The following is a 24,642-nucleotide window of genomic DNA, read 5'->3' on the forward strand; positions in this document are numbered from 1 at the left end:
CGGTTTGATTGGCCTTTCACCCCTAAACACAACTCATCCGAGAATTTTTCAACATTCAACGGTTCGGCCCTTCAGTGCGTGTTACCGCACCTTCAGCCTGGTCATGCCTAGATCACCGGGTTTCGGGTCTAATTCATCGAACTCAGTCGCCCTATTCAGACTCGCTTTCGCTGCGCCTACACCTAACGGCTTAAGCTTGCTCGATAAATTAAGTCACTGACCCATTATGCAAGAGGTACGCTGTCACCCCCTATGGGGCTCCAACTGCTTGTAAGCATTCGGTTTCAGGTACTGTTTCACTCCCCTCATCGGGGTGCTTTTCACCTTTCCCTCACGGTACTTTGTTCGCTATCGGTCACATACGAGTATTTAGGCTTGGAGGGTGGTCCCCCCATGTTCAGACAGGATTTCACGTGTCCCGCCCTACTCGAGTCCTTCTCCATCACTTTCGCATACGGGGCTGTCACCCGCTATGGCCACTCTTTCCAAAGTGTTCTGCTAGTTGAAGAGAAGGCACTGGCCTGGTCCGCGTTCGCTCGCCACTACTAACGGAATCTCGGTTGATGTCTTTTCCTCCAGGTACTGAGATGTTTCAGTTCCCCGGGTTCGCTTCACCAGGTCTATTTTATTCAACCTGGGATACCTTATCCACCTCACTCAGATCCCGCCGAAACGAAACCAGAATGAAATGGTGAAGGTGGGTTTCCCCATTCGGAAATCGCCGGATCAAAGTTTGCTCACAACTCCCCGACGCTTATCGCAGCGTGCCACGTCCTTCATCGCCTGTATGTGCCAAGGCATCCACCAAATGCTCTTACCTCACGCTTGAGAATCCACACCATCAACGACAGCCCTGCATAGAGACTGCGTTGTAATAGGCATGGACGATAATCTCAGCCAGATTTTGCAACGCACGTATCTCCGATCCCTTGAAAGATCGGAGCCGCCACGTCGCGGCATCGATTAAAAAACCCATTCACAATGTCAAAGAAGCGGGCAAATCCCGCATACCGAACCAGATCGCTCTGGCCCGGAACTGTTGTCTTCATCTCTGGAGTAATAAAACTGGTGGAGCCTATCGGGATCGAACCGATGACCCCCTGCTTGCAAAGCAGGTGCTCTCCCAGCTGAGCTAAGGCCCCGCACCATGTTTCTGTATGGTGGGCCGAGGAGGAGTTGAACCTCCGACCTCACGCTTATCAGGCGTGCGCTCTAACCACCTGAGCTACCGGCCCCCACTTCGCCGCACTGGCCGTAGTGGCCGCGGGCGGCGTGAGCCAGCTCAAGCGCAACACAGCAGATGCTGTGTTGATCTCCAGGATGAAGGGACATGAGGACGACGGCATGTTCTTTGGAATGGACGAAGCACTTCCAGTGGCTAGCACCGGCGCTTTCGGCCAAATCCTTAGAAAGGAGGTGATCCAGCCGCAGGTTCCCCTACGGCTACCTTGTTACGACTTCACCCCAGTCGCTAAGCCCACCGTGGTCGCCTGCCTCTCTTGCGAGTTAGCGCAACGCCTTCGGGTGAACCCAACTCCCATGGTGTGACGGGCGGTGTGTACAAGGCCTGGGAACGTATTCACCGCGGCATGCTGATCCGCGATTACTAGCGATTCCGCCTTCATGCTCTCGAGTTGCAGAGAACAATCCGAACTGAGACGGCTTTTTGGGATTAGCTCCTACTCGCGTAGTGGCTGCCCACTGTCACCGCCATTGTAGCACGTGTGTAGCCCAGCCTGTAAGGGCCATGAGGACTTGACGTCATCCCCACCTTCCTCCGGCTTATCACCGGCGGTTTCCTTAGAGTGCCCAACTTAATGATGGCAACTAAGGACGAGGGTTGCGCTCGTTGCGGGACTTAACCCAACATCTCACGACACGAGCTGACGACAGCCATGCAGCACCTGTCACCGCGTCCCCGAAGGGAACCAACCATCTCTGGTTGTAGCGCGGGATGTCAAAGGCTGGTAAGGTTCTGCGCGTTGCTTCGAATTAAACCACATGCTCCACCGCTTGTGCAGGCCCCCGTCAATTCCTTTGAGTTTTAATCTTGCGACCGTACTCCCCAGGCGGATAACTTAATGCGTTAGCTGCGCCACCCAAGCACCAAGTGCCCGGACAGCTAGTTATCATCGTTTACGGCGTGGACTACCAGGGTATCTAATCCTGTTTGCTCCCCACGCTTTCGCACCTCAGCGTCAATGCTTGTCCAGTCAGTCGCCTTCGCCACTGGTGTTCTTCCGAATATCTACGAATTTCACCTCTACACTCGGAATTCCACTGACCTCTCCAAGATTCTAGCTACCTAGTTTCAAAGGCAGTTCCAGGGTTGAGCCCTGGGCTTTCACCTCTGACTTGAGTAGCCGCCTACGTGCGCTTTACGCCCAGTAATTCCGAACAACGCTAGCTCCCTCCGTATTACCGCGGCTGCTGGCACGGAGTTAGCCGGAGCTTATTCTCCAGGTACTGTCATTATCATCCCTGGTAAAAGAGCTTTACAACCCTAAGGCCTTCATCACTCACGCGGCATTGCTGGATCAGGCTTTCGCCCATTGTCCAATATTCCCCACTGCTGCCTCCCGTAGGAGTCTGGGCCGTGTCTCAGTCCCAGTGTGGCTGATCATCCTCTCAGACCAGCTAAGGATCGTCGGCTTGGTAGGCCTTTACCCCACCAACTACCTAATCCTACGCGGGCTCATCCTTGGGCGATAAATCTTTGGTCTTTCGACATCATCCGGTATTAGCAGTCATTTCTAACTGTTATTCCGAACCCAAGGGCAGATTCCCACGCGTTACGCACCCGTGCGCCACTAGACCCGAAGGTCTCGTTCGACTTGCATGTGTTAGGCATGCCGCCAGCGTTCGTTCTGAGCCAGGATCAAACTCTCAAGTTTGTGTCACGATAACCACGGCACGGGTAAACCCGCTGACCGCAGCATCGAACTTCAGGAGCCGATACCTGCACTTGTCAAACGTAATGGATACGAAGGACATATGAGGTAACGACTTAAACAACCCATACACGGAGCCTGAAGCTCCCCGGATGGGGCGCCGTCGCCCACATGTCCCTTCATCTAAACTAACGATGTCAAAGAGCCACCAACCTGCCGCCGTAGCGACAAAATCAGGCGGACAACCTTCGTTCCCCGCTTTTTACTTCGGGGGACTTGTTGTCCGTCTATGTTGGCGACCGGGGCGGTGGACCGTTTGAAGTGGCGTTCCCGTCCGGTGAACGGGCCTCTAAGCCTGGCCTCTGATTCGGTCAACGCCTTTTTGCAATTTTATTTCACTGCGCTGAAAAATGGCTGAATTATGCGGTGTTCGGATCGCATCTTCAGCATACGGCGATCAACCCAAACCTGATCCAGTCACTCTGAATGCCGAATCTGGCGGCCAATATGCTCGTGTAAGTGCTTGTTTAAGGGGCTCTGGCTAGATTCGGGACATGATCAGGGTCCCAGAGAATCAGATTCGGCCGTTCGCAATGATTCGGCCCGGGGGCAGCTGATGGCCTCATTCCGCAAATCGCTGGCGCTCAACTTCGCATCCTCTTCCGGGGCCACGGCCATCCAGTTCCTGGTAACGCTGGTCATCGCCCGGATCCTGTCACCTGCCGAGGTTGGGATCTATTCGATCGCAGTGGTGCTGGTGAACATCGCCCACGTCTTTCGAGACTTCGGGGTGAGCACCTATCTTCAACGTGAAGACGTTCTGACTGAAGGCAAGGTCCGGTCGGCAATCGGTGTGGCCTATGCCATTGCCGGGGCCATTGCCGTCACCCTGCTCATCTGCAGCAGCCGGATGGCTCTATACTTCGGCCATGCCGAGATCCGCCCGGTCATGCAGATCCTGGCAGTCACCTTCCTGTTCATCCCGTTCAGTTCTGTCGCGCTGGCCCTGCTGCTGCGCGATTTTGATGCCCGGGGTATCGCGCTTGGCACTTTGTTGGGGACCTTGGCCCATACCGCCACCAGCCTGGCTTTGGCGCTTGCTGGGTTCGGGGCGACAAGCTTGGCCTGGGCTAACCTGGCCAACGTGGTCGCGACCGGCCTGTGCTATCTGTGGCTGCGGCCGGCCAACATGTATTACCTGCCGCGCCTGGGCGATGTCGGCGGGATTGTCCGCTTTGGCAGCGGTGCGCTCTTCGCGAACCTGGTCAAGTCCATCAACGATGCCTTGCCCGACCTGGTCTTGGGCAAACTTGGCTCAGCCCAGCAGGTCGGGCTGGTCAGCCGTGCCAATTCCACGGTCCACCTATTCTTATACATAGCCGGATCAGCGATGACCTTTGGCTCGCAGGCGTACCTGGCCCGGGCCCATCACGACCAGCAGCCGCTGGAGCCGATCCTTTACCGCGCGATCGCCCTGGTCACTGCTATCGGTTGGCCGATGCTGGCGGTAACCGCCGTGGCCGCCGACGAAGTCATCGTTGGCCTTTATGGCAAGATCTGGCTGTCCGCTTCACCCGCAGTGGTTCCCCTGGCATTGATGACCGCGATCGAGCTGGTGTTCCATTACAAGGTCGCCGCGTTCAATGCGATTGGCCGCCCATATCTGGCCTCGATCCCGCAAATCGTTACCGTTGTCGCGCGGGTGGCCCTGGCTGTGGCCTTGTTCTCTGGAACTATCGCATCCTTCGGCTGGGCCCTGATGCTGGCGACGCTGGCCACCGCGCCGGTCTGGCTGGTGCTGCAAAGGCAGTACCTCGGTTGCCGGATCGGTGCTTTGGCCCGGCATCTCTTTCCCAGCGCGATATTGGCACTGGTAACCGGCGCCCTGACTTGGCTGGGTCTGGCCTTGGCCGATGCGTTGGAGATAGCATCGCCCATCATGCGACTGCTCTTGCTGGCTGCCCCTGTAAGCTTGGCATGGCTGGGCCTGCTGCGCATGTTTTCACATCCACTTCATGCCGAATTGCAGCTCATCCTGCGCAACCTGCGACCACGCCATTGGCGGCTTGGGCCGCGACCTGCAAAACTGGGCTGACCAATGGCGGGACCCAATATCCTGTTCTGTATGCGCTACCCAGACGACGAGGGCTTTGTCTGGAAGACCGTTGCGCAGCTGCGCGACATCGTTGCTGGTGAATTGGCCGAACGGAATTGCTTTATCGCGTTTCCAAAGCTGACAGGCCGCTCCGTCCATCAGTTCGCGCACCTTCAGCCGGTGGAACTGGACTGCTACCAGCTCAATCCAAACGACCGGGCCGCGCTGCGGCAACTGGTTGCTGCCAAAGGTATCGGCGCCATTGTCTATATGAGTGCCCTGCCCACCACGCTCGATCTGGGCTTCCTGCGCAAGCTGGGGTTGGTCACCATCAATACGGAAGAAGACAGCTTCGGGCCCGGGCCACCCGACCCGCTGCATCGGCGCTGGGTCAAGTTCGTCGTGCGGCGCCTGCTGGGATGGCAATTGCATGATCTGCATATCGCCAATTCGTGGACGCAGGGTGAACTGCTGCGCCAACACGCCCAAATTCCGCCCGGGCGCCTCGCGGTAATTCCCAACGGTATCGACTGTACCCGCTTCACCCCCGGACCAGCCAGTGCTCCCCCAGTTCTCGATCCCGCCCGCCGCTGGGTAATTTGCGTCAGCCAGGCGCGCGCCGAAAAGCGGGTCGACCTGATCCTGCGCTGCGCGGCAAGGATTGCGCGCCAGCCGGCTTTTGATGACGTGTCATTTGTCTATGTCGGTGCGGGAGAACGGCTCGATCACTGGCGCCAGCTTGCGCAAGAACTGGGGATCGCCGATCGCGTCCACTTTGCCGGGCGACAGGAAGACCTGCTGCCATGGTACCGCGCCGCCTCACTGATGGTTCATGCCGCCCGGCGCGAGAGCTTTGGCCTCGTGCTGGCCGAGGCGATGGCCTGTGCCTTACCCATTGTTGCAACAGAGGCAGCCGGACCGCGCGAGGTTATTGCTAATGGAGAGACGGGCCGATTGGTGGCAGTCGATGACGAAGACGGCTTTGCCGCCGCAATAGAGCATTATCTCAATAACCCCGGTTTAGCCCGCCGGCATGGTCTTGCCGGCCATGACCGGGCTAACCGGCTATTCTCGATCCACCGTCAGGGCGCTGCGATCGCAACAGCGATCAGGCAAGTTCTGGACCGTTAGGTCTTGCCAGCCATTACCGCATCAGGCTGGCGATAGCTCGGCGTGCGGCAGCCAGATATGCGCCGCAGTGATAACGATAGGTTCCGATGAAGTGGACCAGCGCCGCCTCTGCGCTGACTGGCTCATTCCAGAAATTTAGGTAGCGGCGATAAGGCAGCAGGATCGCATCGGGCTCGTTGGCGATTACAAAGCTGGACGTTACCTGCTCGCTGCCCCATTCGGCCCAGTGTTCGCTACCCAGAAGGCGCACAGCTTCCTGCGAAAAACCTTCGGCCAGCACGCGCCCCTCTTCGCTCGGTGCAAAACCGGCAAAACCGGAACAGCCGCGGACATAGCGCAGGTCTGGGCGGCCAACGATCTGAACGCACGCCATCGCCTGTTCGATCGCGCTTTGCACATGTTGGCGGCGTGCATTGCGCGCGTTGCCCGTCCGCCCGGTCATGCCGCGCAATGGGACGATCTCTGCACCCTCCTCTCCGCGAAGCGTAAAGCTGCGGCCCGCATCGATCGCCGCATTGATTTCGGGCACGGGCCCCAGCGCGACAATATCGGAATCGAGCTGGATGACGTAGTCCGCCTTGCGCAGGTCAAGGATGGTCAGCAACCGCTCCCACGTACCGCCGCGTGGACAGGGGCCGGTTCTAACTGCCGCGATTGGCGTGATAACCGGATTGCCAAGATGGTGGGCCAGCACGGCCTTATCCGTCTGGCTCAGGGTCCCATCGTCCAGGATCGCAAAGCGCCCCCGCCCCAGTTGCGCCTGAAAAGACTTGGCCGCGACAAGATAAGGCAGCAGCACCTTGGTGCCGATCATCGAGAAGATCACCACCCCATCCTCCCGTGTGCGCGCAGGCGGTGTCAAAAGCACGGCATGGCAAGCGCGCAGGAAGCGATATTCGCGCACCTTGCGCAAAACACGATGGAAAAGCTGTTGCATCCCTAGCCTGATTACTACCAAGCCTGTGTTAAACAAACGCAAACTGGCATTAAGGCCGAGACCAGCTTTCGACGGATGACATGGCAGCGCGCGCGTCCAGATGATATATCCGAGGGCAAGAGGAGCCCGTGATGCCTGCGTCCAGCCTGCTGCTGCCCTTGCTGCCCCTCACCGCCGGCTTACTGACCTTCGCCGGTCAGGATGGGCAACCGCTGGCGACCCAGACCGACATCATCGCGATCCGCAAGGATCAGTGGAGCCGGATGACAGTGCCGGTGAAGGTGGTGGAGCAAGGCCCGTTCCGGTTCCTGATCGATACCGGATCGCAGAATACAGTCCTTTCGCGCGGCCTGGCCCAGCGCTTGTCGCTGGTTCCTAACCGCAAGGCCCGGTTGGTCAGCGTCGCGGGGACGCAGATTGTCGATACGGTCGATCTCGATCAGATCGACCTTGGCCGCCGCTCTTATTACGGGCTGACTGCGCCGCTGCTGGAAAGCGAACACATGGGGGCCGATGGCATCCTCGGGCTTGATAGCCTGCAAGGCCAGCGGGTGCTGGTCGATTTCAAGAAGGGCCTGATGGCAATTGACGATGCCAAGAACCTGGGCGGCAACCGCGGGTTCGAGATCGTGGTTGAGGCGCGGCGACGCTCAGGCCAGTTGATCATGGCCGACGCCAAGATGGAGGGGATCAAGGTGCAGGTGGTGATCGACACCGGCGCCGAAACATCAATTGGCAACCTGGCGCTGCAACGGGCGCTGTCAAAGAAGCGCAAGCATGAGCAGATCCAGTTGCTGAGCGTTACCGGCGATCAGATCAATGCCGATCTGGGATATGCCAGTTGGCTGGAGATCGCCGAAATGCGGTTCAACAATGTTGCCATCGCCTATACCGATGCCCCGGCCTTCAAGGCACTGAAGTTGGACAGCCGGCCTTCGCTGCTGCTGGGCATGCGCGATCTGCGCAGCCTTGATCGGCTGGCGATCGATTTTGCCACCAGGCGCATTCTATTCGACGTACCCGCGGGCGTACTCTGATTGGCCTTTTCGGTCCGGTGCCCTAGAGAGGGCCGATGCCACCGGAAAACCCGTCCGACAAATCCGCCCGCCACGATGGCTGGCGCACGCTGCGCCGGTTCCTGCCCTATCTGTGGCCAAGGGACAATCCGCGGCTGCGCTGGCGTATCGTCACATCGATCGCGCTCATCGGCCTGTCCATCGCGGTACAGACCGTGCTGCCCTACACCCTGAAATGGGCGGTCGATGCGATGACCGTTACCGGTCCGCGCGTGGCGACCTTTGCCATGCTTGCCGTGCTCGCCTACTCGGCCGGGCGGCTGACGCAGGTGGTGTTCGATAACCTGCGCAATATTGTGTTCGAACGAGTGGGGCAGGATTCGATCCGCTCGCTTTCGGAAAGCGTGTTTGGCCGCCTGCACCAGCTATCGCTGCGCTTCCACCTCGCGCGCCGGACAGGTGAGGTGACCAAAGCAATCGAGCGCGGAACCAAGAGCATCGATACGATGCTCTATTTCATGCTGTTCAACCTTGCACCCACAGTAATCCAACTGGTGATCGTCGGCGTGATTTTCCAGCTCAACTTCGGCTGGGGACTGGTGGCGGCAACGGCTGCAGCTATCACGGCCTATATTTGGGTGACAAGGGCAATCACCGACTGGCGCAATCACCTGCGCGAGAGGATGAACCGGCTCGACGGGCAAGCACTCAGCCGCGCCGTCGACTCGCTCCTGAATTATGAAACAGTGAAATACTTTGGCGCTGAGAAGCGCGAACAGGCGCGATATGCCCAGGCCACGGGCGCCTTCGCCGATGCCGCGACCAAAAGCGCTAATAGCCTTGGCGTGCTCAACATGGCGCAGGCGCTGGTGATCAACCTGCTGATGGCCGGCGCACTGGCAACCACAGTCTGGGGCTGGTCCAAGGGCGAGTATACCGCCGGCCAGCTTGTGTTCGTCCAGACTTACCTGATGCAGCTGTTTCGCCCGCTCGACATGCTGGGAATGGTCTATCGCACGATCAACCAAGGCTTGATCGACATGGCCGCCATGTTCGAACTGCTTGATACAGCGATTGAGGTAAGGGATGCTCCCAGCGCGCCCGCACTGGTAGTCAGGCGGCCAAGCCTGATCTTCGACAATGTCGTATTTGGCTATGAAAAAGACCGCACGATCCTTCACGGCCTGTCGTTCGAGGTCGCTCCCGGATCGCAAGTCGCAATTGTCGGTCCCTCGGGTGCAGGCAAAAGCACAATCGCACGGCTGGTATTCCGCTTTTATGACCCCTGGAGCGGGCGCATTCTGATCGACGGGCAAGATATCCGGCAAGTCACGCAGGAGAGCCTGCGGGCCGCTCTGGGGATTGTGCCGCAGGATTCGGTGCTGTTCAACGAGACCATTGGCTATAACATCGCTTACAGCCGCGACGGCGCCGGCCTTCCCGAGATCGAAGCCGCCGCGCGGGATTCAGCGCTTTTGCCATTGATCGATCGCCTGCCGCAGGGCTTTGACACAGAGGTCGGCGAACGCGGGCTCAAGCTGTCCGGCGGGGAAAAGCAGCGCGTAGCCATTGCCCGCACGCTGGTGAAAAACCCGCCTATCCTGCTGCTCGATGAGGCAACCTCGGCGCTCGACACACGGACCGAGCAGGACATCCTCGCTACGCTGCACAACGTAGCAGAGGGGCGCACCTCGCTTTCAATCGCGCACCGGCTATCTACGATTGCCGATGCTGATCAGATCCTGGTTCTTGACCAGGGGCGGTTGGCCGAGAGCGGCACGCATGCCAATTTGCTAAAAAAGCGGGGACTTTACGCCGAAATGTGGAACCGGCAGGCCAGCGAGCAGATCAACGAAGCCGCCGAATAGGCCGGTCTAGTAACGGACGTCGGCATCTTTCCAGACCACCGCCTGCGCCGCCTTCATGCAGCCGGCTTCTTGATCCCAGGCTAACACCGGCGAGCCATAAAGCCGCCAGCCCTGGCCCAGTGCCTCCGACACGCGATCACAAAAGGCGCGGTCATCCTTGCCGGTTAGCAGGCGATAAATCGGACGGTCATCAGGCGGTGTGCTCATCGCGGCGATCCTATAGAATGTATTTGGACAGATCGGTATCCCTCGCCAGTCCGGCCAGGCGATCGGTGACATAGTCTTCATCAATCAACACGATTTCGCCCTCGCGGTCCTCAGCCTCGAAGCTCAGCTCCTCAAGCAACTTTTCCATCACGGTCTGGAGGCGGCGCGCACCGATATTCTCAACCGCCTCGTTCACCTGCGCCGCAATTCGGGCGATGGCGCGGACCGCACCAGGGGTGAATTCCACCGTTACCTTTTCGGTCCCGAGCAGCGCCTTGTACTGCTCAATCAGATTGGCGCGGGTTTCGGCCAGAATCCGGACAAAGTCCTCTTCCGACAGTGCCTTCAGCTCAACCCGGATTGGCAGGCGCCCCTGCAATTCGGGCAACATGTCACTGGGCTTGGCCACATGGAACGCACCCGAGCCGATGAACAGCACGTGGTCGGTTTTCATCGGGCCATATTTGGTGGCCACGGTCGTGCCTTCGATCAGCGGCAGCAGGTCGCGCTGCACGCCCTCGCGGCTGACGGAACCGCCGCGCACGTCGGAAACCGCGATCTTGTCGATCTCGTCAATAAAGATGATCCCGTTGGCCTCGGCATTGGCCAGGGCAACGCGGGCCACGTCGTCCTGATCCATGCGCTTTTCCGCTTCCTCGTCGACCAGCTTGTCCCAGGCCTGCGGGACCTTCAGCTTGCGGCGCTTGAGGTTCTGGCGGCCCATTGCCTTGGACATCATTTCGCTCAGGTTGATCATGCCAACCCCACCCGGCATTCCCGGCATGTCAAACGGCATGCCCGGCGCGTCCTCGACCTCGATCTCCACCTCGATATCGCTCATCGCGTTCTCGACGATCCGCTGGCGGAAGCTTTCGCGGGTCGCTTCGCTGGCGTTCTCACCGACCAGGGCCTTAAGCAGGCGGTCCATCGCTGCCTTGCTGGCAGCTTCGCGCACCGCTTCGCGGCGGCGATCTTTTTCAAGCCGGATCGCTTCCTCAACCAGGTCGCGGGCGATCTGCTCAACATCGCGGCCGACATAGCCGACTTCGGTAAACTTGGTCGCCTCAACCTTAACAAAGGGCGCGTCGGCCAACTTGGCCAGGCGGCGGCTGATCTCGGTCTTGCCACAGCCCGTGGGCCCGATCATCAGAATGTTCTTGGGCGTCACCTCGTCGCGCAGCTCGGACGAAAGCCGCTGGCGGCGCCAGCGATTGCGCAGAGCCACGGCAACGGCCTTCTTGGCATCGGCCTGGCCGATAATGTGCTCGTCGAGTGCGGCGACGATCGCCTTGGGGGTCAGGTTCTGGTTCATTTGCTTCCTTCTCCCCTCCCGCTTGCGGGAGGGGTCGGGAGTGGGCCAGAGGCGGGACTGACGAAGGGCCCACCCCTAACCCCTCCCGCAGGCGGGAGGGGGACTAGATGACTTCGACAGTCACCCGATCGTTGGTGAAGACACAAACTTCTGCCGCAACCTGCATGGCGCGGCGGGCCAGCTTTTCAGCGTCCTGTTCATATTCGACCAAGGCCTTGGCAGCGGACAGCGCATAGTTCCCGCCCGAACCAATCGCAGCGATGCCGTGTTCAGGCTCCAGCACATCACCATTGCCGGTCAGGATCAGGAGCACGTCCTTATCCGCCACGATCATCAGCGCTTCAAGGTTGCGCAGATATTTGTCAGTCCGCCAGTCTTTGGCGAGTTCAACCGCAGCGCGCATCAGCTGCCCGCGATGCTGTTCCAGCTTTTTCTCCAGTCGCTCGAACAGGGTGAATGCATCGGCCGTCGCGCCGGCAAACCCGGCGATGACCGAGCCGTCACCAAGCCGGCGGACCTTGCGGGCATTGGGCTTCATCACCGTGTTGCCCATCGAAACCTGGCCATCGCCGGCGATCACGGTCTTGCCCGCCAGCTTGACACCGATGATGGTGGTGCCGTGCCAGGGGATCAGCCCATGGCTGCTGTTATGATTATCCATACGGCAGGATATATGCCCTGCCGCGGCACTTTCAACTTAGCTGCCGTTCGGACCGCCTGCACCGCCGCCGGCCGGGCCGCCGGCACCCGTTCCAACGGTGCCAATGTTACCGAACAGATCCTCAAGGAAGGTTCGTTCGCGGCCCAGTGTCGGGGTCTTGTCACCGTCGGGGTTCAGGATAACGACCTTCTCTATGCCCGAACGTTCGATCGCGGCAACGTTGCCGCGCTCATCAAAGCTGACGCGCAGGACCAACTGCTCATTGATCTTGGGCCGGGTAAACGCCGCCTGACGTGTGTTCGAGGAAACGTAGTACCAATCCTTGCGGCCAAAGGCGCTTTCAAAGGTTGGGCGCCCCAGCGTCCGCTCCACCGACTGGCGATTATCGATACCAGGCTGAACCGAATCGATGAGCGGTTGATCGACGATATACCCACGGTGATCCTTGATTGAGTTACAGGCCCCCAGCGTTCCCGCTGCTGCCAGAACCACCATCGCCTTGATCACTGCTGCTCGCATCGTATGCCGTTCCTGTCATTCCAGTGGCAGGACTGCTGGCAAGACGATTGCCCGCAGCGTGCACCCGCTCTATCGCGCCTGAGCCTTAGGCCGCCTTGACGCGCCGCGCAATGGCGGCAAGCAGGCGCTTGGGGACAGCGGCTTTAATGCCGGCTGAACGATTGAAGGACACGACACCCATGGGCCTGTTTGCCCGCCTGCTTGGCAAGAACATCGATGAACACGCCGAAGTTCGCCCGTTATGGCACGCGATCGTCGCGGTTGCGCGGACCCCGCGCTGGTATTCCGAACTGGGCGTGGCCGATACTGTCCCCGGTCGGTTTGATGCCGTGGCGCTGGTCATGGCGCTCGTCCTGCTGCGGATGGAGCGTGAGCCCGAACTGTCAGCCAAGGCGATCCTGCTGACCGAACTGTTCGTGACCGATATGGACGCACAGCTGCGCGAAACCGGCCTGGGCGACATGGTGGTAGGCAAGCATGTGAGTAAGCTGATGGGTGCGCTCGGCGGGCGGATGGACGCCATGCGCGGCGCCCTGAGCGGCGAAGAACCGATGGCCGCGGCGCTGGAACGCAACGTCACATTGAACGCGGGCGCGGCCGGCCTTGCTGCTGAAATGCGTGCGCTGGCCGACCTGCTTGATACCTGCGATGCAGCTGGCCTGCTAGCAGGAAGGATCGCGCCATGAGCGAATTCTCCCGCACCTATGACCCGCGGCTGTTGCCTGGCAGCAGGATTGATCTGGAGGCTTCAGAGGCCGAGCGCACAGCGCTGGCCAAGCGTTTTGGCCTGGTGCGGATTGACCGCATGCAGGCCCGGATCGAACTGGAGCGTGAATCCGCCGGCGCTAGCGCTAAGGGCCGGCTACAGGCCGCGATCGTGCAAAGCTGCGCCGTCAGCGGCGAGGACCTGGCGGTCGTTATCGATGAGCCAGTCAACCTCCACTTCATCCCCGCCCGCGGCCCCTCGGCGCCCGACGAAGAGATCGAACTCGAGGCCGAAGAGCTGGACGAGATCGAGTTCGAGGGCAGCCTATTCGACCTGGGCGAGGCGCTGGCGCAAACGCTGGCCTTGGCAATCGATCCCTATGCCGTGGGCCCCAATGCGGAAGAAGCCCGGCGCAAGGCCGGGCTCCTCGATAAGGACACCTCTGGTCCCTTTGCCGCACTGGCGGCACTGAAAAAGCAGGACTGATCAGAACGGAATATCGTCGTCCAGATCGTCGGCGAAACCACCGCGCGAGCCGCCGGCCGAGGCACCACCGCCAAAGTCGTTTCCGCCCGAACGTTGGCCGCCGCTGGAGCCACCGCCCCAATCACCACCGCCGCCAGAGCGCTGGCCACCACCCATACCGCCGCCTGCACCGCCAGCACCGGGTGCGCCGTCAAGCATGGTGAGCACGCCGTTCATGCCGACCGAAATCTCGGTAGTGTAGCGGTCGTTGCCCGATGCATCCTGCCACTTGCGGGTGCGCAGCTGGCCCTCGATGTAAACCTTGCTGCCCTTGCGCAGGTACTTTTCGGCAACGCCGACCAGGCCGTCGGATTGCAGCACAACGCTGTGCCACTCGGTCCGTTCCTTGCGCTCGCCGGTGGTGCGGTCCTTCCAGTTTTCGCTGGTGGCGATTCGCAGGTTGGCGATCCGGCCGCCGTTCTGGAAGCTCTTGACCTCTGGATCCTGACCCAGATTGCCGATCAGGATTACCTTGTTGACGCTACCTGCCATCGAAATTCGCTCCGCTACAACCCGAGCGCGACGGCGCTCCAATAGGTGATTCCGGCGAAGATGTAGGCCAGGCCGAACAGATAGAGCAACATGAAGGCGGGCCATTTCCACCCATTCGTCTCACGCCGGGCAACGGCGATGGTGCTCATGCACTGCGGCGCAAAGACAAACCAGGCCAGGAAGGCCAGCGCAGTCGGCAGGCTCCACTTGGTACGCAGCTGCTCACCCAGCGCCAAAGCGGCCTGCTCCTCGTCCTCGGCGCCTACCGCATAGGAGGTAGCGAGCGAGGCAACCGCCACTTCACGCGCGGCCATGGCCGGGATCAGCGACAGGGCAATATCGCGGTTGAAGCCGATTGGCTCGACTACCACGGCCAGGCCATTGGCCAGCTTGCCGGCGATCGAGGCGTCGACCTGGTTCTGCCCGTCCCCGGCACGCGGGAAGTTGAGCAGCAGCCACAGCACGACCGTGACCGTAAAAATGATCGTGCCAGCGCGGCGCAGGAAGATCCAGGCGCGCTGCCACAGGCCCAACAGCAGGTCCTTGGCGCGCGGCAGCTGATACTTTGGCAGCTCCATGATGAAGCCTGATGCCGCACCCTTGGTCACCGAGCTGCGCAGCACCAGCGCGACGACCATCGCCCCGATGATCCCGGTAACATAGAGCCCGAACAGCACCAGCCCCTGAAGGCCAACGCCCGGCAGAACCGCGCGGTTGGGGATGAAGGCGGCGATGATCACGGCATAAACCGGCAGGCGGGCCGAACAGGTCATCAGCGGCGCAATCAGGATCGTCGTCAGCCGGTCGCGCGGGTCGGCAATCGAGCGCGTTGCCATGATGCCGGGGATCGCGCAGGCAAAGCTGGACAGCAGCGGGATAAAGCTGCGGCCCGACAGGCCGACACGGGCCATCAACCGGTCCATCAGGAAGGCGGCCCGGGCCATATAGCCCGATGCCTCCATCGCCAGGATGAAGAAGAACAGGATCACGATCTGCGGCAGGAACACCACGACCGAGCCGACGCCGGATAGCACGCCTTCGGTCATGAAATCGCGCACCAGACCCTGCGGCACCGAAGCGCGAACCTGGTCCGCGACCCCGGCAATGGCGCCTTCCAGTGCATCGGCGAAGGGGGTGGCTCCGGTAAAAACGGCCTGGAACACCACGAACAATAGGCCGAACAGCACCAGCGGGCCGATCCACGGATGGAGCAGGACCTTGTCCAGCCGCGCGTGCAGGCGATGCTGGGTCGATTCGGAAAGGATCGCCGCTTCGGCAATGGCATGGGCCGAAACGCGCCGCTCGGTCAGCGTAGTGTGCGGATGGCGCGGTTCGGCGTGGCGCTCTTCCGCCACGGCAATCGCCGCCGCCAGTTCGGGCAGGCCGCGGCGGCGCACGGCCACGGTTGGGATCACCGGAACCCCCAGCGCGGCCTCAAGCGCAGCCGGATCAAGCACCAGCCCATCGCGTTCGGCCAGGTCGATCATATTAAGCGCGACCACGGTCGGCCGGCCCAGCGCAATGATTTCCTGCGCAAAGACCAGGTGCTGTTCAAGGTTAGAGGCATCGAGCACCACGACCAGCACTTGCGGAGCCGGTTCGCCCGCCAGTTCGCCCAATACGACCTTGCGGGTTACTTCCTCATCCGGGCTCGTGGCATCCAGTCCATAGGAACCCGGCAGGTCTGTCAGCTCGACCGGCTCCCCCGAGGGGAGCACCAGCCGTCCGGCCTTCCGCTCAACCGTGACGCCGGGATAGTTCGCGATTTTTTGCCGCGCCCCGGTCAGCGCGTTGAACAGCGCACTCTTGCCCGCGTTGGGATTGCCTACCAGGGCAGCGCTGCGCAGTCGGGACATGTCAGGTCAACTCCACCTGCATCGCCCGCGCGTGGGAGCGCCGCAGGGCCACTGTCATCCGTCCGACAGTAATCGCCAGCGGATCGGCGCCGCCGAAGATGCCGCGATGGGCAACGGCCACCTTGGCCCCCGCATCAAGGCCCAGCGCCCGCAGGCGCTGCCCCTCTTCCTCCGCCACCATAGCCCAGTCGACCGCAGCAATGCGCGCAGCCTGGCCGATGGGAAGGGAATCGAGCGTCATGCCAACTGCGCTGCCAGAACAACGGCGCAATTGCAAGTCATTCGCAATAGTTGATCTGGATCAAAATCAGCGCGCCGGATAGCGCAGCCGCCCCAGAAACCGGGCTGGACTGAACCCCGTGAATTCGCGGTTAAGGACCTGCGCCTTGGCCTTTTCAAAGCGCATCACGCCATCGATCCGCCGCTCCAGGAAGGCACGGGTATCCGCCTGCCCTTCGCTGCGATCATGCGCCAGCACGGCCAGGGTCGCGCCATAGATCCCGGAAAGGATCGTCCGCTTGGTGTAATGGTTGTAATCGGTCGCCGTATCGCCGGCGAGCCGCCACATCAGGTCCGCGCTGTTCCAGCCCAGCTTCATTGCCTGCGCGGCATTCTGGGGCATGGCCATGATCGCCAAGGCCCGCACCAGCGCTTCCTGCTGCGGGGTCACATAGTCGAGCCGGAACTGCACCAGGGTGCGGATGCGCTCACGAATCTTCAGCTGCGCGAGACGATCGGCTGGCCATTCCGTGGCCATCGCTTCGTCGCAGGCAGCGATCCAGGCGGCAATCATCGCCATCGCCCCACCCGCAAAGGCAAAAGCCGCAACGGCCGGATCAACGCCCTGCTGCTCCGCGGCTGCAACAATGGCCGCTTCGCTCCAGCCATCGAATACCGCAGCATCGGCGATAGCCGGTGCCAGCTGGCGGCGCAGGTCTTCAAGCGAGGTGGCGTGCGGCGTCATCGGATCAGAACTTTGGTCCATAGGACTTGGCCTTGGCATCGGTCTTGGGTTTGGCGTTGGTCTCGATCTCGATCAGCAGATTGCCGCCTCCAAGCTTGGCGTAATCCTTGGCAGAGCGGCCCGAATTGTCGGCCCGGTCAGGGTTGGCCCCAGCCTTGAGCAGCAGCCGCATCACTGCCACGTTGCGGTTATGCACCGCGGTGATCAACGGGGTTTCACCGGCATTGTTGCTATCATCCAGCCGGGCGCCCTTGCCCAGCAGCAGTTCGACACCTTCGGCAAAGTTCGCGTTGACGGCGGAGACCAGCGGCGTGACCCCCTTGGCATCGCGGGCATTCACGTTTGCCCCTTTGGCGATCAGGAATTGCATCCAGGTCAGGTCACGGCGGTTGGTGACGATGTGGAGCGCACTCTCGCCAGAGGTTACATCGCGGGTGTTGACTACTGTCTGCGCCGGATCAGCCAGCGCCTGCGTAACCTTTTCGCCGTCCTTCTTGCGGACCGCTTCAAGGAACTTGTAGCTCTCTGAAAACTGGGCGAGCGCCGGGGCAGTTGCGGAAAGCGCAGCCAAACCCGCCAGCGACAAAATCAACCTGCGCACCCGAAATCCTCCTGTTGCACCGGGAATCAACCCATGCGCCGTCTTGCGCCGCGCGCTTTAGCAGAGCATGAACCGCGGCGCCATGATCAAGCCCCTCTCCTTTATACTGCCCGTTGCGCTGGTTGCAGCGCTCTCGCTCTCCGCCTGCCAGCAGGCCGCTACCCCACCGGCAGAGCTGATTGGAACCGACATCAAGGGCGCGCCCTTTGGCGGGCCGTTCACGCTGACCGGCGAAGACGGCAAGCGCTATGGCTGGGACGATTTCAAGGGCAAGTACCGGATGATCTATTTCGGCTACGCCTTCTGCCCCGATGCCTGCCCGACCGATGTGGCAGTGATGATGAAGGGCTTCCAGAAGTTCGAGAAGGAGCACGCCAGCCAGGCCGCCAAGGTTCAGCCGCTGTTCGTGACGATCGATCCCACCCGCGACACGGTGAAGGTGGTCAAGGAATTCACCGACAGCTTTCATCCCAAGCTTTTAGGGCTGACCGGCACCCCGGCAGAGGTCGATACGGCCGCCAAGGCATTCCGCGTCTATGCGGCGCGCGGCAAGGATCTGGGGCAAGGCAATTACCTGATGGACCATAGCCGCTTCGCCTATCTGATGGACCCCGATGGCAAGCCCCTGGTGATCCTGCCGGTCGACAAGGGGCCAGATTCGGTCGCCTCTGACCTGGCTGCTGCGGTGCGATGAGCGGTCTGCGGGACCGGTTCTGGGAACGCCCGATCGAATCGCTGAACCGCGCGGAATGGGAAGCGCTGTGCGATGGCTGTGGCCAGTGCTGCGTCCACAAGGCAGAGGACGAGGATACCGGCGCGATCTACATGACCAATGTCGCGTGCAAGCTGCTCGATATCCAGTCAGCGCGCTGCTGTGACTATCCGGGGCGCAAGCGCCAGGTTCCAGACTGCGTCAAACTGACACCAAAGCTGGCGCTTACGCTCAGTTGGCTGCCCGATACCTGTGCCTATCGCCTCCGCGCCGATGGCGATCCGCTGCGCGACTGGCACTATCTGGTCAGTGGTGATCCCGAAACGGTCCATCAGGCCGGTATCTCGGTCCGCGGCAAGGTGATTGGCGAACAGTTCGCGGGGCCGCTGGAAGACCACATCATCCTGCCGCCGGGCATGGAACTGGCCGATGATTGATTGGCTCCGCCGCCGTCCGGACGAAGTCCCGCAAGTGGAGATCAATGGGCGCCTCTTGCCACTGGCGGTGCGCCGCAATGCCACGGCGCGGCGAATGACCATGCGCCTCGCGCCCGACGGCAGCGAGGTCCGCATTACTCTGCCGCGCTGGGGGCGCAGCGCCGAGGCATTGGAATTCGCCCGTTCCAAGGCTGATTGGCTGGCAGACCAGCTGGCCAAGGTACCGCAAGCCCCGGTGCTGCAGGATGGTGCAGCCCTGCCCTATCGCGGCCTGACCCTGGCGCTGCGCCATGATCCCGCGGCCCCGCGCAAGGTGCGGTTGGGGCAAGACGCAATTCATCTCGGTGGGCCCGAGGACAGCCTTCACCGCCGGCTCCAGCGCTGGCTTGAGGCTGAGGCCTTGCGGCTGCTGGGTGAGGACCTGGCCTATTATTGCCTGCGCGACGGGCGCGCCGCACCGCCGCTCACGCTCAGCCGGGCCCAACGGCGCTGGGGTTCTTGCGCGGCTGACGGCACGATCCGGATCAACTGGCGGCTGATCATGGCTCCTGATGCGGTTCGACGCTCGGTCGTTGCGCACGAAGTCGCCCACCTCACACACTTCGATCACTCGCCCGCATTCCACGCCCACCTGGCGGACCTGTTCGAAGGCGATATCGAAACTGCCAACCGCTGGCTCAAGCGCGAAGGACGCAGCCTCTATGCACACTTCGGTTAAGCGGTAACCCAGCCTTAACCATGATCGGCAGACAAGTGCGGCATGGCGCGGCCCTTGTTCCTCATCCTTGCCCTAGCCCTGGCTGTTCCGGCAGCGGCGCAAGGCGATTGCCGGCTGTGCTACAGCGAGACTGGCAAGTCCGGCGAACGGGTGCTGGCGCTGGAGATCTTCGCCGATCTCAATTTCGCGAAGCTGGCCCTGACCGGGCGGGAGGGCGGCAGTGCTGAAGTGGACGCCGCCAGCGGATCGAAACGGACCGGCGGCGCAGTGGTCAATCTGGGGGGGATGGTGATAACCGGTCGCGGGCGCGTGACTGGCGAACCGTTGCGCGAAGTGCGGATCGATTTACCGCAGAACGTACCAATGACAGCCGCTGACGGCAGCCTTGCGCAGCTTACCGACTTTTCAACCGACCTGCCTATCCGCCCCACGCTGGATGCGAATGGCGAGCTATCGTTCAGTTTTGGTGCGCGGCTGATTATGCGCAGTGGCGGCGGCGGGAACTATCGCGGACGGATCCCGATCACGGTCGATTACAACTGACCGCTGGCGCTTGGCGCGCTGAAGCCCTATCTTCGGGCCATGAACTTTCTGCGCAACGTCAATCCAACCGGGGCGATCGCCGATTTCCGCACCGTCTTCCGTGAAGCGGGCGGCAACCGCTGGCGCTTTGCCGTGCTGGCGGCGATGGTCACGTTCGGCATGTTTTCCGTCATGGCTCAGGAAAGCTGGAAAGGCCCCCGCGCCCGCCCCGAAATCATCTACATCACCTCGTGGCGGGCGGACCGGACCGAGGCTGAGACCCAGGCCTTCATCAAGGAAAACCAACGCCGCAAGGATGAAGAAGCCCGCCTGATTGCCGAGCAGCAGAAGGTTGGTCAGGACATGTGGAAGACCCTGGGCCGCGTTTCCGGCATGGATGTCGACAAGATCGCTGCGCAGGCCGAGGCCGAGCGCGCCAAGGCCGATGCCCAGGCCCGTGCCAAGGCCGAAGCCCTGGTCGAACCGGCGAAGTCCCCGGTTGAGCGCTGATCAGGATAACCGCTGGCTGGCTGCCGCTGCTGCTCTCGCAGCGCGCGGAAGGCCGCTCAGCCGGCCCAACCCGGCGGTTGGCGCGATCCTGGTCAAGGATGGACGCGTCATCGCCCGCGGCTGGACCCAGGCCGGAGGTCGGCCCCATGCCGAAGCCATTGCTCTTGCCGCAGCCGGCGATGCGGCGCGCGGCGCCACGCTTTACGTCACGCTAGAGCCTTGCGCGCACCAGAGCCCGCGCGGGCCCGCCTGTGCGGATCTGGTGGCCGCGGCCGGCCTGGCCCGCGTGGTCATCGGCTGCCACGATCCCGATCCCCGCACCGCTGGGGCCGGGATGGCCCGGATCAAGGCGGCGGGCGTTCCCACCGAACTGATCGAGCACCCCGCCTGCCGGGCCAGCCTGGCCGGTTTCCTCACGCGCTGCGCGCACGGCCGCCCGGACGTGACGCTGAAGCTGGCGCTGTCCGCCGATTGCCGCTTCGCCCCGCCGCAGGGCCAGTGGCTTACCGGGGAAGTCGCGCGCGCCCATACCCACGCCTGGCGGGCCAGGATGGACGCGATCCTGGTCGGCCGCGGCACGCTGGATGCAGACAATCCTCGGCTTGACGTGCGCCTGCCCGGCTTGGCGGGCCGCAGCCCGGAGCGCTGGTTGCTGACCAAGGGGCAGCCGCCCCAAGGCTGGCACTGTCTGCCCACGCCGCAGGATATCGCGCTGCTCGCACCGGCACAGTACCTGATGGTCGAAGGCGGTGCAGAGACCGCCCGCGCCTTTCTGGCTGCCGGGCTGGTTGACCGGATGATGCTGTACCGCGCGCCGCAAGTGGTGGGCGGCGATGGCGCTGCCCTGCCCGAACTTGCGGCTGAAGCGCTGGCCGGTTCAACCCAATGGACCTGCATCGACAGTCGCCCGCTTGGCAACGACCGCCTCGATGTCTACGAGCGCAAGTGATGTTTACCGGAATTATCACCGCCGTCGGCACAATCCGCGAAGTGCGCCAGCAGGGTGACCTGCGGATTGTCATTGCCTGCCCTTACGATCCTGCCGGGATCGCCATCGGCGCCTCGATCGCTTGCTCGGGCGTCTGCCTGACCGTGGTCGAGCGCGGCGGCGAAGCGGGCGATGCCTGGTTCGCTGTCGACGTATCGGGCGAAACGGTCAGCCGCACGGCACAGGACCAGTGGACCGCCGGGCGCAAGCTGAACCTTGAACAGGCGCTCAAGCTGGGTGACGAGCTGGGCGGGCATATCGTCACCGGCCATGTCGATGCCGTGGGCCGGGTCGCCAGCCGCGAAGATGCCGGCGGTTCGATCCAGTTCTGGATCGCCACGCCCAAGGAACTTGCCCCCTATGTCGCGCCCAAGGGCTCGATCACGGTCGATGGCGTTTCGTTGACGGTCAATGCGGTTGAGGATGATGCTGACGGCACTTGCCGCTTCATGCTCAACATCATTCCCCACACCTGGGAAGTGACGACGCTGGGCGGGCTGAAGGCAGGCGACGCCGTCAACCTCGAGATTGACGTGCTGGCCCGCTATCTCCAGCGGATGCAATCGCTCAGGGGTTAAGCGGCCCGGCCGCGAAGCTATCGCGGGTAATCTCGAAGATCACATGTTTCATCGGCCCGCTGGGCGTTTCGACCATGTCGAAGCGATCGGTCAGGCGTCCGCCGATCTTTGCCATGGCGCACTGCGAGCGCAGGTTGCATTCACCCACACGGAATTCAACGCGATCAACGAACTGCAAGGCATGGGCCAGCATCAGCCGCTTCATCTCGCGGTTATAGGCACCGCCCCAATGGCTGGTGGCCAGGAAGGTCCAGCCGATCTCGACCGCACCGCCCGCTTCGGGCTTGTACTGCGAAGAGCCAATGATCGCGCCGCTCGCCTTGTCGATCACCGCCAAGGCTCCGCCGCGCGCCAGGGCATCGGCAAAGAACTGGCGGAACACCGGCTCCTGCCAGCGATTGTGTTGCGGGTGGATTGCCCAGACTTCGGGGTTGGCGGCGATCGCGAACAGCGCGTCCCAGTCCTCCGCCACCAGCGGCCTCAGCAGCAGCCGCTCCCCTTCAAGGACCGGCTGCCGGTTCATCTCAGGCACTGACAGCCGCAACCGCAGCGATGAACTTGTCGATGTTGCCCATCGTCAGGCCGGCCACGTTGATCCGGCCCGAACCGGCCATGTAGATCGCATGGTCTTCGCGCAGCTTGAGGATCTGCTCACCCGAAAGCGGCAGCATCGAGAACAAGCCGTTCTGCGAGCCCAGCGGGGTCAGATTGACCTTGCCGGCCATGCCCGCCTCGGCCAGCCGGGCGCGGACCTGGCGCATGCGGGTCCGCATGATATCCAGCTCATCCAGCCAAAGCTTGACCAGCGCCGGGTCTTCCAGGATCAGCCGAACCGCAGCCGCGCCGTGATCAGGCGGCATCGACCAGGCTGCGCGGGCAAGGGCATAGCCGTGCGAAAGCACCGCGTTCAGATGCGCCGGATCGGAGACCATCGCATAGACCGCACCCACGCGGTCGCGATACATCCCAAAGTTCTTATCGCACGAATAGGCGATCAGCGCTTCCGGCACGGCAGCAAGCACGCGGCGCAGGCCATAGGCATCGGCTTCCATCCCCTGCCCCAGGCCCTGGTACGCCAGGTCCAGCACCGGCAGCAGCTTGGCTTCGGCCACCAATGCGGCAATCTCGTCCCACTGGGCTTCGCTGTAATCGATGCCACTGGGGTTATGGCAGCAACCGTGCAGCAGGATCGCGTCACCGGCATCGGCCGCAGCAATCGCTGCACGCAGGCTATCCATATCGACCACGCCATCCTTGGTCGCGTGATTGAAGGTCTTCAGTTCCAGCCCGATATCGGCAAAGATCTGTGCGTGGTTCGGCCAGCTGGGGGTGCCCATCCATATCTTCGGTGCGCCCGCGCGCTTCGCCAGGGCGACGGCCAGACGCACACCGCCCGTGCCGCCCGGGGTCTGCATCCCGTCAATCCGGCCACCCATGGTCGGGTCTTCGCTGCCAAAGACATAGGGCATCAGCGCGTGGACAAAGCCCATGTCGCCTTCCGGCCCCAGGTAACTCTTTGAATCCTGGCTCTCAACCAGCTTCTTTTCCGCTGCCTTGATCGCGGCGAAAACCGGCGTGGCGCCGGTATCGGTGCGATAGACCCCAACGCCAAGGTCGATCTTGTCGGCGCGCGGATCGGCGGCATAGAGCTTGATCAGCGCGAGCAGCGCATCGGCGGGCTGGGGTGTCAGGGTGCTAAGCATGATGCCGCGGCCCTTAACTCCCCGTTTTGCGCGGGGCAAGCGAAAGGGGCCGTACCGCTTGGCACGACCCCTTCCCGCTGTGGTCTTCAGTCTTAGCGCAGCAGCGACAAGACGTTCTGCTGGCTCTGGTTGGCCTGGGCGATCATCGCGGTCGAGGCCTGCGAAAGGATCTGGGCCTTGGCCATGGCGGTCGTTTCGGCCGAATAGTCGGCATCTTCGATCCGCGAACGCGCATCCGACAGGTTGGTGACATTGCTGGTCAGGTTGTTCACCACCGATTCAAGGCGGTTCTGACCGGCACCAAGGCCTGCACGCGCGCTGGAGATCGAGTCCAGTTCGGTGTCGAGCGCAGACAGCACGGCATTTGCCGCAGTGGCGGTCGAAACGTCATACGAACCGGCAGCGCCGCCGCTGGCAGCCAGCGAGGTCAGGTCGGTCATGTTAAGATCGACCGTGTCTGATGCGTTAGCGCCCGACTGAACGGTGATAGCCGTGGTGCTGCCATCGAACAGGGTCACACCGTTGAACTTGGTGTTGGTGATCACCTGGTCAATCTGGGCGGTCAGCTGATTGACCGGCCCCCACTGAGTGGTCCGTTCGGTTTGTTAGTGCATGATCGCCTCCTGCGCCATGGCTGGCCGTAGGTGGAGCGAAGCGGAACCGGAGGGCAGCCATGGCGATGGCGCTGTTTCT

Annotated in this window: 26 protein-coding genes, 2 tRNA genes, 2 rRNA genes and 1 pseudogene (1 of these 31 running past the window's edge); 13 read left to right on the top strand and 18 right to left on the bottom strand. The window is 62.1% G+C overall.

Annotated elements, in window-relative coordinates; translation table 11 throughout:
* From RQP55_RS07470 to RQP55_RS07485, 4 genes are all read right to left on the bottom strand, one after another.
* Window positions 1–828, bottom strand: a 23S ribosomal RNA gene (locus RQP55_RS07470); it reaches 1,964 nt to the left of the window's first position.
* 238 nt (window positions 829–1,066) lie between these two features.
* Window positions 1,067–1,142: transfer RNA gene (locus tag RQP55_RS07475), tRNA-Ala, on the bottom strand.
* A gap of 16 nt (window positions 1,143–1,158) precedes the next feature.
* Window positions 1,159–1,235, bottom strand: a tRNA-Ile gene (locus RQP55_RS07480).
* A gap of 174 nt (window positions 1,236–1,409) precedes the next feature.
* Window positions 1,410–2,894, bottom strand: a 16S ribosomal RNA gene (locus RQP55_RS07485).
* Together the 16S and 23S rRNA genes with 2 tRNA genes alongside form the textbook arrangement of a ribosomal RNA operon.
* 613 nt (window positions 2,895–3,507) lie before the next feature.
* Between RQP55_RS07485 and RQP55_RS07490 the strand changes: the two genes are divergently transcribed.
* Both RQP55_RS07490 and RQP55_RS07495 read left to right on the top strand, forming a co-directional pair.
* Window positions 3,508–4,986, top strand: a complete 1,479-nt coding sequence (locus RQP55_RS07490; RefSeq protein WP_315609558.1) for an oligosaccharide flippase family protein — start codon at window positions 3,508–3,510, stop codon at window positions 4,984–4,986.
* Window positions 4,987–5,016: 30 nt separating this feature from the next.
* Window positions 5,017–6,117, top strand: coding sequence for a glycosyltransferase (locus RQP55_RS07495; RefSeq protein ID WP_315609559.1), 1,101 nt, complete (start codon window positions 5,017–5,019; stop codon window positions 6,115–6,117).
* Window positions 6,118–6,130: 13 nt separating this feature from the next.
* On the opposite strand, the gene RQP55_RS07500 is transcribed toward RQP55_RS07495, so the two are convergent.
* Complete coding sequence (locus RQP55_RS07500; RefSeq protein WP_315609560.1) at window positions 6,131–7,054, bottom strand: hypothetical protein; 924 nt, start codon at window positions 7,052–7,054, stop codon at window positions 6,131–6,133.
* A 131-nt stretch (window positions 7,055–7,185) separates the two neighbouring features.
* Between RQP55_RS07500 and RQP55_RS07505 the strand changes: the two genes are divergently transcribed.
* Window positions 7,186–8,091, top strand: coding sequence for a retroviral-like aspartic protease family protein (locus RQP55_RS07505; RefSeq protein WP_315609561.1), 906 nt, complete (start codon window positions 7,186–7,188; stop codon window positions 8,089–8,091).
* A 35-nt stretch (window positions 8,092–8,126) separates the two neighbouring features.
* Window positions 8,127–9,938, top strand: a complete 1,812-nt coding sequence (locus tag RQP55_RS07510; protein ID WP_315609562.1) for an ABC transporter ATP-binding protein/permease — start codon at window positions 8,127–8,129, stop codon at window positions 9,936–9,938.
* Between the two features lie 6 nt (window positions 9,939–9,944).
* Here RQP55_RS07510 and RQP55_RS07515 read toward each other — a convergent pair whose 3' ends face one another.
* The 4 genes from RQP55_RS07515 to RQP55_RS07530 form a co-directional block, all read right to left on the bottom strand.
* Window positions 9,945–10,145, bottom strand: a complete 201-nt coding sequence (locus tag RQP55_RS07515; RefSeq protein WP_315609563.1) for a DUF1737 domain-containing protein — start codon at window positions 10,143–10,145, stop codon at window positions 9,945–9,947.
* A 10-nt stretch (window positions 10,146–10,155) separates the two neighbouring features.
* Window positions 10,156–11,457, bottom strand: coding sequence for an ATP-dependent protease ATPase subunit HslU (gene hslU, locus RQP55_RS07520; RefSeq protein ID WP_315609564.1), 1,302 nt, complete (start codon window positions 11,455–11,457; stop codon window positions 10,156–10,158).
* A 103-nt stretch (window positions 11,458–11,560) separates the two neighbouring features.
* Window positions 11,561–12,118, bottom strand: a complete 558-nt coding sequence (gene hslV, locus RQP55_RS07525; protein ID WP_315609565.1) for an ATP-dependent protease subunit HslV — start codon at window positions 12,116–12,118, stop codon at window positions 11,561–11,563.
* Window positions 12,119–12,154: 36 nt separating this feature from the next.
* Window positions 12,155–12,637: an outer membrane protein assembly factor BamE gene (locus RQP55_RS07530; protein ID WP_315609566.1), complete on the bottom strand. Its 483-nt coding sequence runs from the start codon at window positions 12,635–12,637 to the stop codon at window positions 12,155–12,157.
* Window positions 12,638–12,783: 146 nt separating this feature from the next.
* Between RQP55_RS07530 and RQP55_RS07535 the strand changes: the two genes are divergently transcribed.
* On the top strand, window positions 12,784–13,323 hold the full coding sequence (locus RQP55_RS07535; protein WP_315609567.1) for a ubiquinol-cytochrome C chaperone family protein: 540 nt from the start codon (window positions 12,784–12,786) through the stop codon (window positions 13,321–13,323).
* Entirely contained in the window at window positions 13,320–13,829 is a 510-nt protein-coding gene (locus tag RQP55_RS07540) for a YceD family protein (protein ID WP_315609568.1), read from the top strand. Before RQP55_RS07535 ends, RQP55_RS07540 begins: the two co-directional genes overlap by 4 nt.
* On the opposite strand, the gene ssb is transcribed toward RQP55_RS07540, so the two are convergent.
* The 5 genes from ssb to RQP55_RS07565 form a co-directional block, all read right to left on the bottom strand.
* On the bottom strand, window positions 13,830–14,360 hold the full coding sequence (gene ssb / locus RQP55_RS07545) for a single-stranded DNA-binding protein (protein ID WP_315609569.1): 531 nt from the start codon (window positions 14,358–14,360) through the stop codon (window positions 13,830–13,832).
* A 14-nt stretch (window positions 14,361–14,374) separates the two neighbouring features.
* Window positions 14,375–16,216, bottom strand: a complete 1,842-nt coding sequence (locus tag RQP55_RS07550) for a ferrous iron transporter B (RefSeq protein WP_315609570.1) — start codon at window positions 16,214–16,216, stop codon at window positions 14,375–14,377.
* Window position 16,217: 1 nt separating this feature from the next.
* On the bottom strand, window positions 16,218–16,457 hold the full coding sequence (locus tag RQP55_RS07555; RefSeq protein WP_315609571.1) for a FeoA family protein: 240 nt from the start codon (window positions 16,455–16,457) through the stop codon (window positions 16,218–16,220).
* A gap of 66 nt (window positions 16,458–16,523) precedes the next feature.
* Window positions 16,524–17,201, bottom strand: a complete 678-nt coding sequence (locus tag RQP55_RS07560) for a COQ9 family protein (protein ID WP_315609572.1) — start codon at window positions 17,199–17,201, stop codon at window positions 16,524–16,526.
* Window positions 17,185–17,781, bottom strand: a complete 597-nt coding sequence (locus RQP55_RS07565; protein ID WP_315609573.1) for an ankyrin repeat domain-containing protein — start codon at window positions 17,779–17,781, stop codon at window positions 17,185–17,187. The genes RQP55_RS07560 and RQP55_RS07565 overlap by 17 nt, the downstream gene beginning before the upstream one ends.
* 82 nt (window positions 17,782–17,863) lie before the next feature.
* Between RQP55_RS07565 and RQP55_RS07570 the strand changes: the two genes are divergently transcribed.
* Genes RQP55_RS07570 through RQP55_RS07600 form a run of 7 tightly spaced genes read left to right on the top strand, consistent with a single transcriptional unit; the run spans window position 17,864 to window position 22,246 of the window.
* Window positions 17,864–18,475, top strand: coding sequence for an SCO family protein (locus RQP55_RS07570; RefSeq protein WP_315609574.1), 612 nt, complete (start codon window positions 17,864–17,866; stop codon window positions 18,473–18,475).
* Window positions 18,472–18,930: a YcgN family cysteine cluster protein gene (locus tag RQP55_RS07575; RefSeq protein ID WP_315609575.1), complete on the top strand. Its 459-nt coding sequence runs from the start codon at window positions 18,472–18,474 to the stop codon at window positions 18,928–18,930. The genes RQP55_RS07570 and RQP55_RS07575 overlap by 4 nt, the downstream gene beginning before the upstream one ends.
* Complete coding sequence (locus RQP55_RS07580; protein WP_315609576.1) at window positions 18,923–19,648, top strand: SprT family zinc-dependent metalloprotease; 726 nt, start codon at window positions 18,923–18,925, stop codon at window positions 19,646–19,648. Before RQP55_RS07575 ends, RQP55_RS07580 begins: the two co-directional genes overlap by 8 nt.
* A gap of 54 nt (window positions 19,649–19,702) precedes the next feature.
* A complete protein-coding gene (locus RQP55_RS07585; protein WP_315609577.1) occupies window positions 19,703–20,191 on the top strand; it encodes a DUF4402 domain-containing protein in 489 nt (162 codons plus the stop codon).
* 39 nt (window positions 20,192–20,230) lie between these two features.
* Window positions 20,231–20,680 (top strand): hypothetical protein, encoded by a 450-nt coding sequence (locus RQP55_RS07590; protein WP_315609578.1) that lies wholly within the window; start codon window positions 20,231–20,233, stop codon window positions 20,678–20,680.
* Window positions 20,670–21,629, top strand: coding sequence for a bifunctional diaminohydroxyphosphoribosylaminopyrimidine deaminase/5-amino-6-(5-phosphoribosylamino)uracil reductase RibD (gene ribD / locus RQP55_RS07595; RefSeq protein ID WP_315609579.1), 960 nt, complete (start codon window positions 20,670–20,672; stop codon window positions 21,627–21,629). The genes RQP55_RS07590 and ribD overlap by 11 nt, the downstream gene beginning before the upstream one ends.
* Entirely contained in the window at window positions 21,629–22,246 is a 618-nt protein-coding gene (locus tag RQP55_RS07600) for a riboflavin synthase (RefSeq protein ID WP_315609580.1), read from the top strand. The genes ribD and RQP55_RS07600 overlap by 1 nt, the downstream gene beginning before the upstream one ends.
* Here RQP55_RS07600 and RQP55_RS07605 read toward each other — a convergent pair.
* From RQP55_RS07605 to RQP55_RS12070, 4 genes and pseudogenes are all read right to left on the bottom strand, one after another.
* Complete coding sequence (locus RQP55_RS07605) at window positions 22,236–22,769, bottom strand: GNAT family N-acetyltransferase (RefSeq protein ID WP_315609581.1); 534 nt, start codon at window positions 22,767–22,769, stop codon at window positions 22,236–22,238. The two genes, RQP55_RS07600 and RQP55_RS07605, sit on opposite strands and share 11 nt — an antisense overlap.
* A 1-nt stretch (window position 22,770) precedes the next feature.
* Window positions 22,771–23,949 carry an aromatic amino acid transaminase gene (locus RQP55_RS07610; RefSeq protein WP_315609582.1) on the bottom strand — a complete coding sequence of 393 codons (1,179 nt, stop codon included), beginning with the start codon at window positions 23,947–23,949 and terminating at the stop codon, window positions 22,771–22,773.
* A 92-nt stretch (window positions 23,950–24,041) separates the two neighbouring features.
* Window positions 24,042–24,494: a flagellin gene (locus RQP55_RS07615; protein ID WP_315609583.1), complete on the bottom strand. Its 453-nt coding sequence runs from the start codon at window positions 24,492–24,494 to the stop codon at window positions 24,042–24,044.
* 60 nt (window positions 24,495–24,554) lie between these two features.
* A pseudogene (locus RQP55_RS12070) lies at window positions 24,555–24,642 on the bottom strand (integrase catalytic subunit); the annotation flags it as partial.

Origin of the sequence: Novosphingobium sp. APW14, assembly GCF_032337075.1 — a bacterium.
GTDB lineage: Bacteria > Pseudomonadota > Alphaproteobacteria > Sphingomonadales > Sphingomonadaceae > Novosphingobium.

Bases quoted from the DNA above. Each gene is read 5' to 3' on its own strand.
- hslV (WP_315609565.1), bottom strand. From the start codon at position 12,118: ATGGATAATCATAACAGCAGCCATGGGCTGATCCCCTGGCACGGCACC.
- RQP55_RS07605 (WP_315609581.1), bottom strand. From the start codon at position 22,769: ATGAACCGGCAGCCGGTCCTTGAAGGGGAGCGGCTGCTGCTGAGGCCG.
- RQP55_RS07590 (WP_315609578.1), top strand. From the start codon at position 20,231: ATGAACTTTCTGCGCAACGTCAATCCAACCGGGGCGATCGCCGATTTC.
- RQP55_RS07510 (WP_315609562.1), top strand. From the start codon at position 8,127: ATGCCACCGGAAAACCCGTCCGACAAATCCGCCCGCCACGATGGCTGG.
- RQP55_RS07540 (WP_315609568.1), top strand. From the start codon at position 13,320: ATGAGCGAATTCTCCCGCACCTATGACCCGCGGCTGTTGCCTGGCAGC.
- ssb (WP_315609569.1), bottom strand. From the start codon at position 14,360: ATGGCAGGTAGCGTCAACAAGGTAATCCTGATCGGCAATCTGGGTCAG.
- RQP55_RS07500 (WP_315609560.1), bottom strand. From the start codon at position 7,054: ATGCAACAGCTTTTCCATCGTGTTTTGCGCAAGGTGCGCGAATATCGC.
- hslU (WP_315609564.1), bottom strand. From the start codon at position 11,457: ATGAACCAGAACCTGACCCCCAAGGCGATCGTCGCCGCACTCGACGAG.
- RQP55_RS07610 (WP_315609582.1), bottom strand. From the start codon at position 23,949: ATGCTTAGCACCCTGACACCCCAGCCCGCCGATGCGCTGCTCGCGCTG.
- RQP55_RS07575 (WP_315609575.1), top strand. From the start codon at position 18,472: ATGAGCGGTCTGCGGGACCGGTTCTGGGAACGCCCGATCGAATCGCTG.
- RQP55_RS07580 (WP_315609576.1), top strand. From the start codon at position 18,923: ATGATTGATTGGCTCCGCCGCCGTCCGGACGAAGTCCCGCAAGTGGAG.
- RQP55_RS07515 (WP_315609563.1), bottom strand. From the start codon at position 10,145: ATGAGCACACCGCCTGATGACCGTCCGATTTATCGCCTGCTAACCGGC.
- RQP55_RS07505 (WP_315609561.1), top strand. From the start codon at position 7,186: ATGCCTGCGTCCAGCCTGCTGCTGCCCTTGCTGCCCCTCACCGCCGGC.
- RQP55_RS07530 (WP_315609566.1), bottom strand. From the start codon at position 12,637: ATGCGAGCAGCAGTGATCAAGGCGATGGTGGTTCTGGCAGCAGCGGGA.
- RQP55_RS07600 (WP_315609580.1), top strand. From the start codon at position 21,629: ATGTTTACCGGAATTATCACCGCCGTCGGCACAATCCGCGAAGTGCGC.
- RQP55_RS07495 (WP_315609559.1), top strand. From the start codon at position 5,017: ATGCGCTACCCAGACGACGAGGGCTTTGTCTGGAAGACCGTTGCGCAG.
- RQP55_RS07550 (WP_315609570.1), bottom strand. From the start codon at position 16,216: ATGTCCCGACTGCGCAGCGCTGCCCTGGTAGGCAATCCCAACGCGGGC.
- RQP55_RS07555 (WP_315609571.1), bottom strand. From the start codon at position 16,457: ATGACGCTCGATTCCCTTCCCATCGGCCAGGCTGCGCGCATTGCTGCG.
- RQP55_RS07560 (WP_315609572.1), bottom strand. From the start codon at position 17,201: ATGGACCAAAGTTCTGATCCGATGACGCCGCACGCCACCTCGCTTGAA.
- RQP55_RS07490 (WP_315609558.1), top strand. From the start codon at position 3,508: ATGGCCTCATTCCGCAAATCGCTGGCGCTCAACTTCGCATCCTCTTCC.
- RQP55_RS07570 (WP_315609574.1), top strand. From the start codon at position 17,864: ATGATCAAGCCCCTCTCCTTTATACTGCCCGTTGCGCTGGTTGCAGCG.
- RQP55_RS07535 (WP_315609567.1), top strand. From the start codon at position 12,784: ATGCCGGCTGAACGATTGAAGGACACGACACCCATGGGCCTGTTTGCC.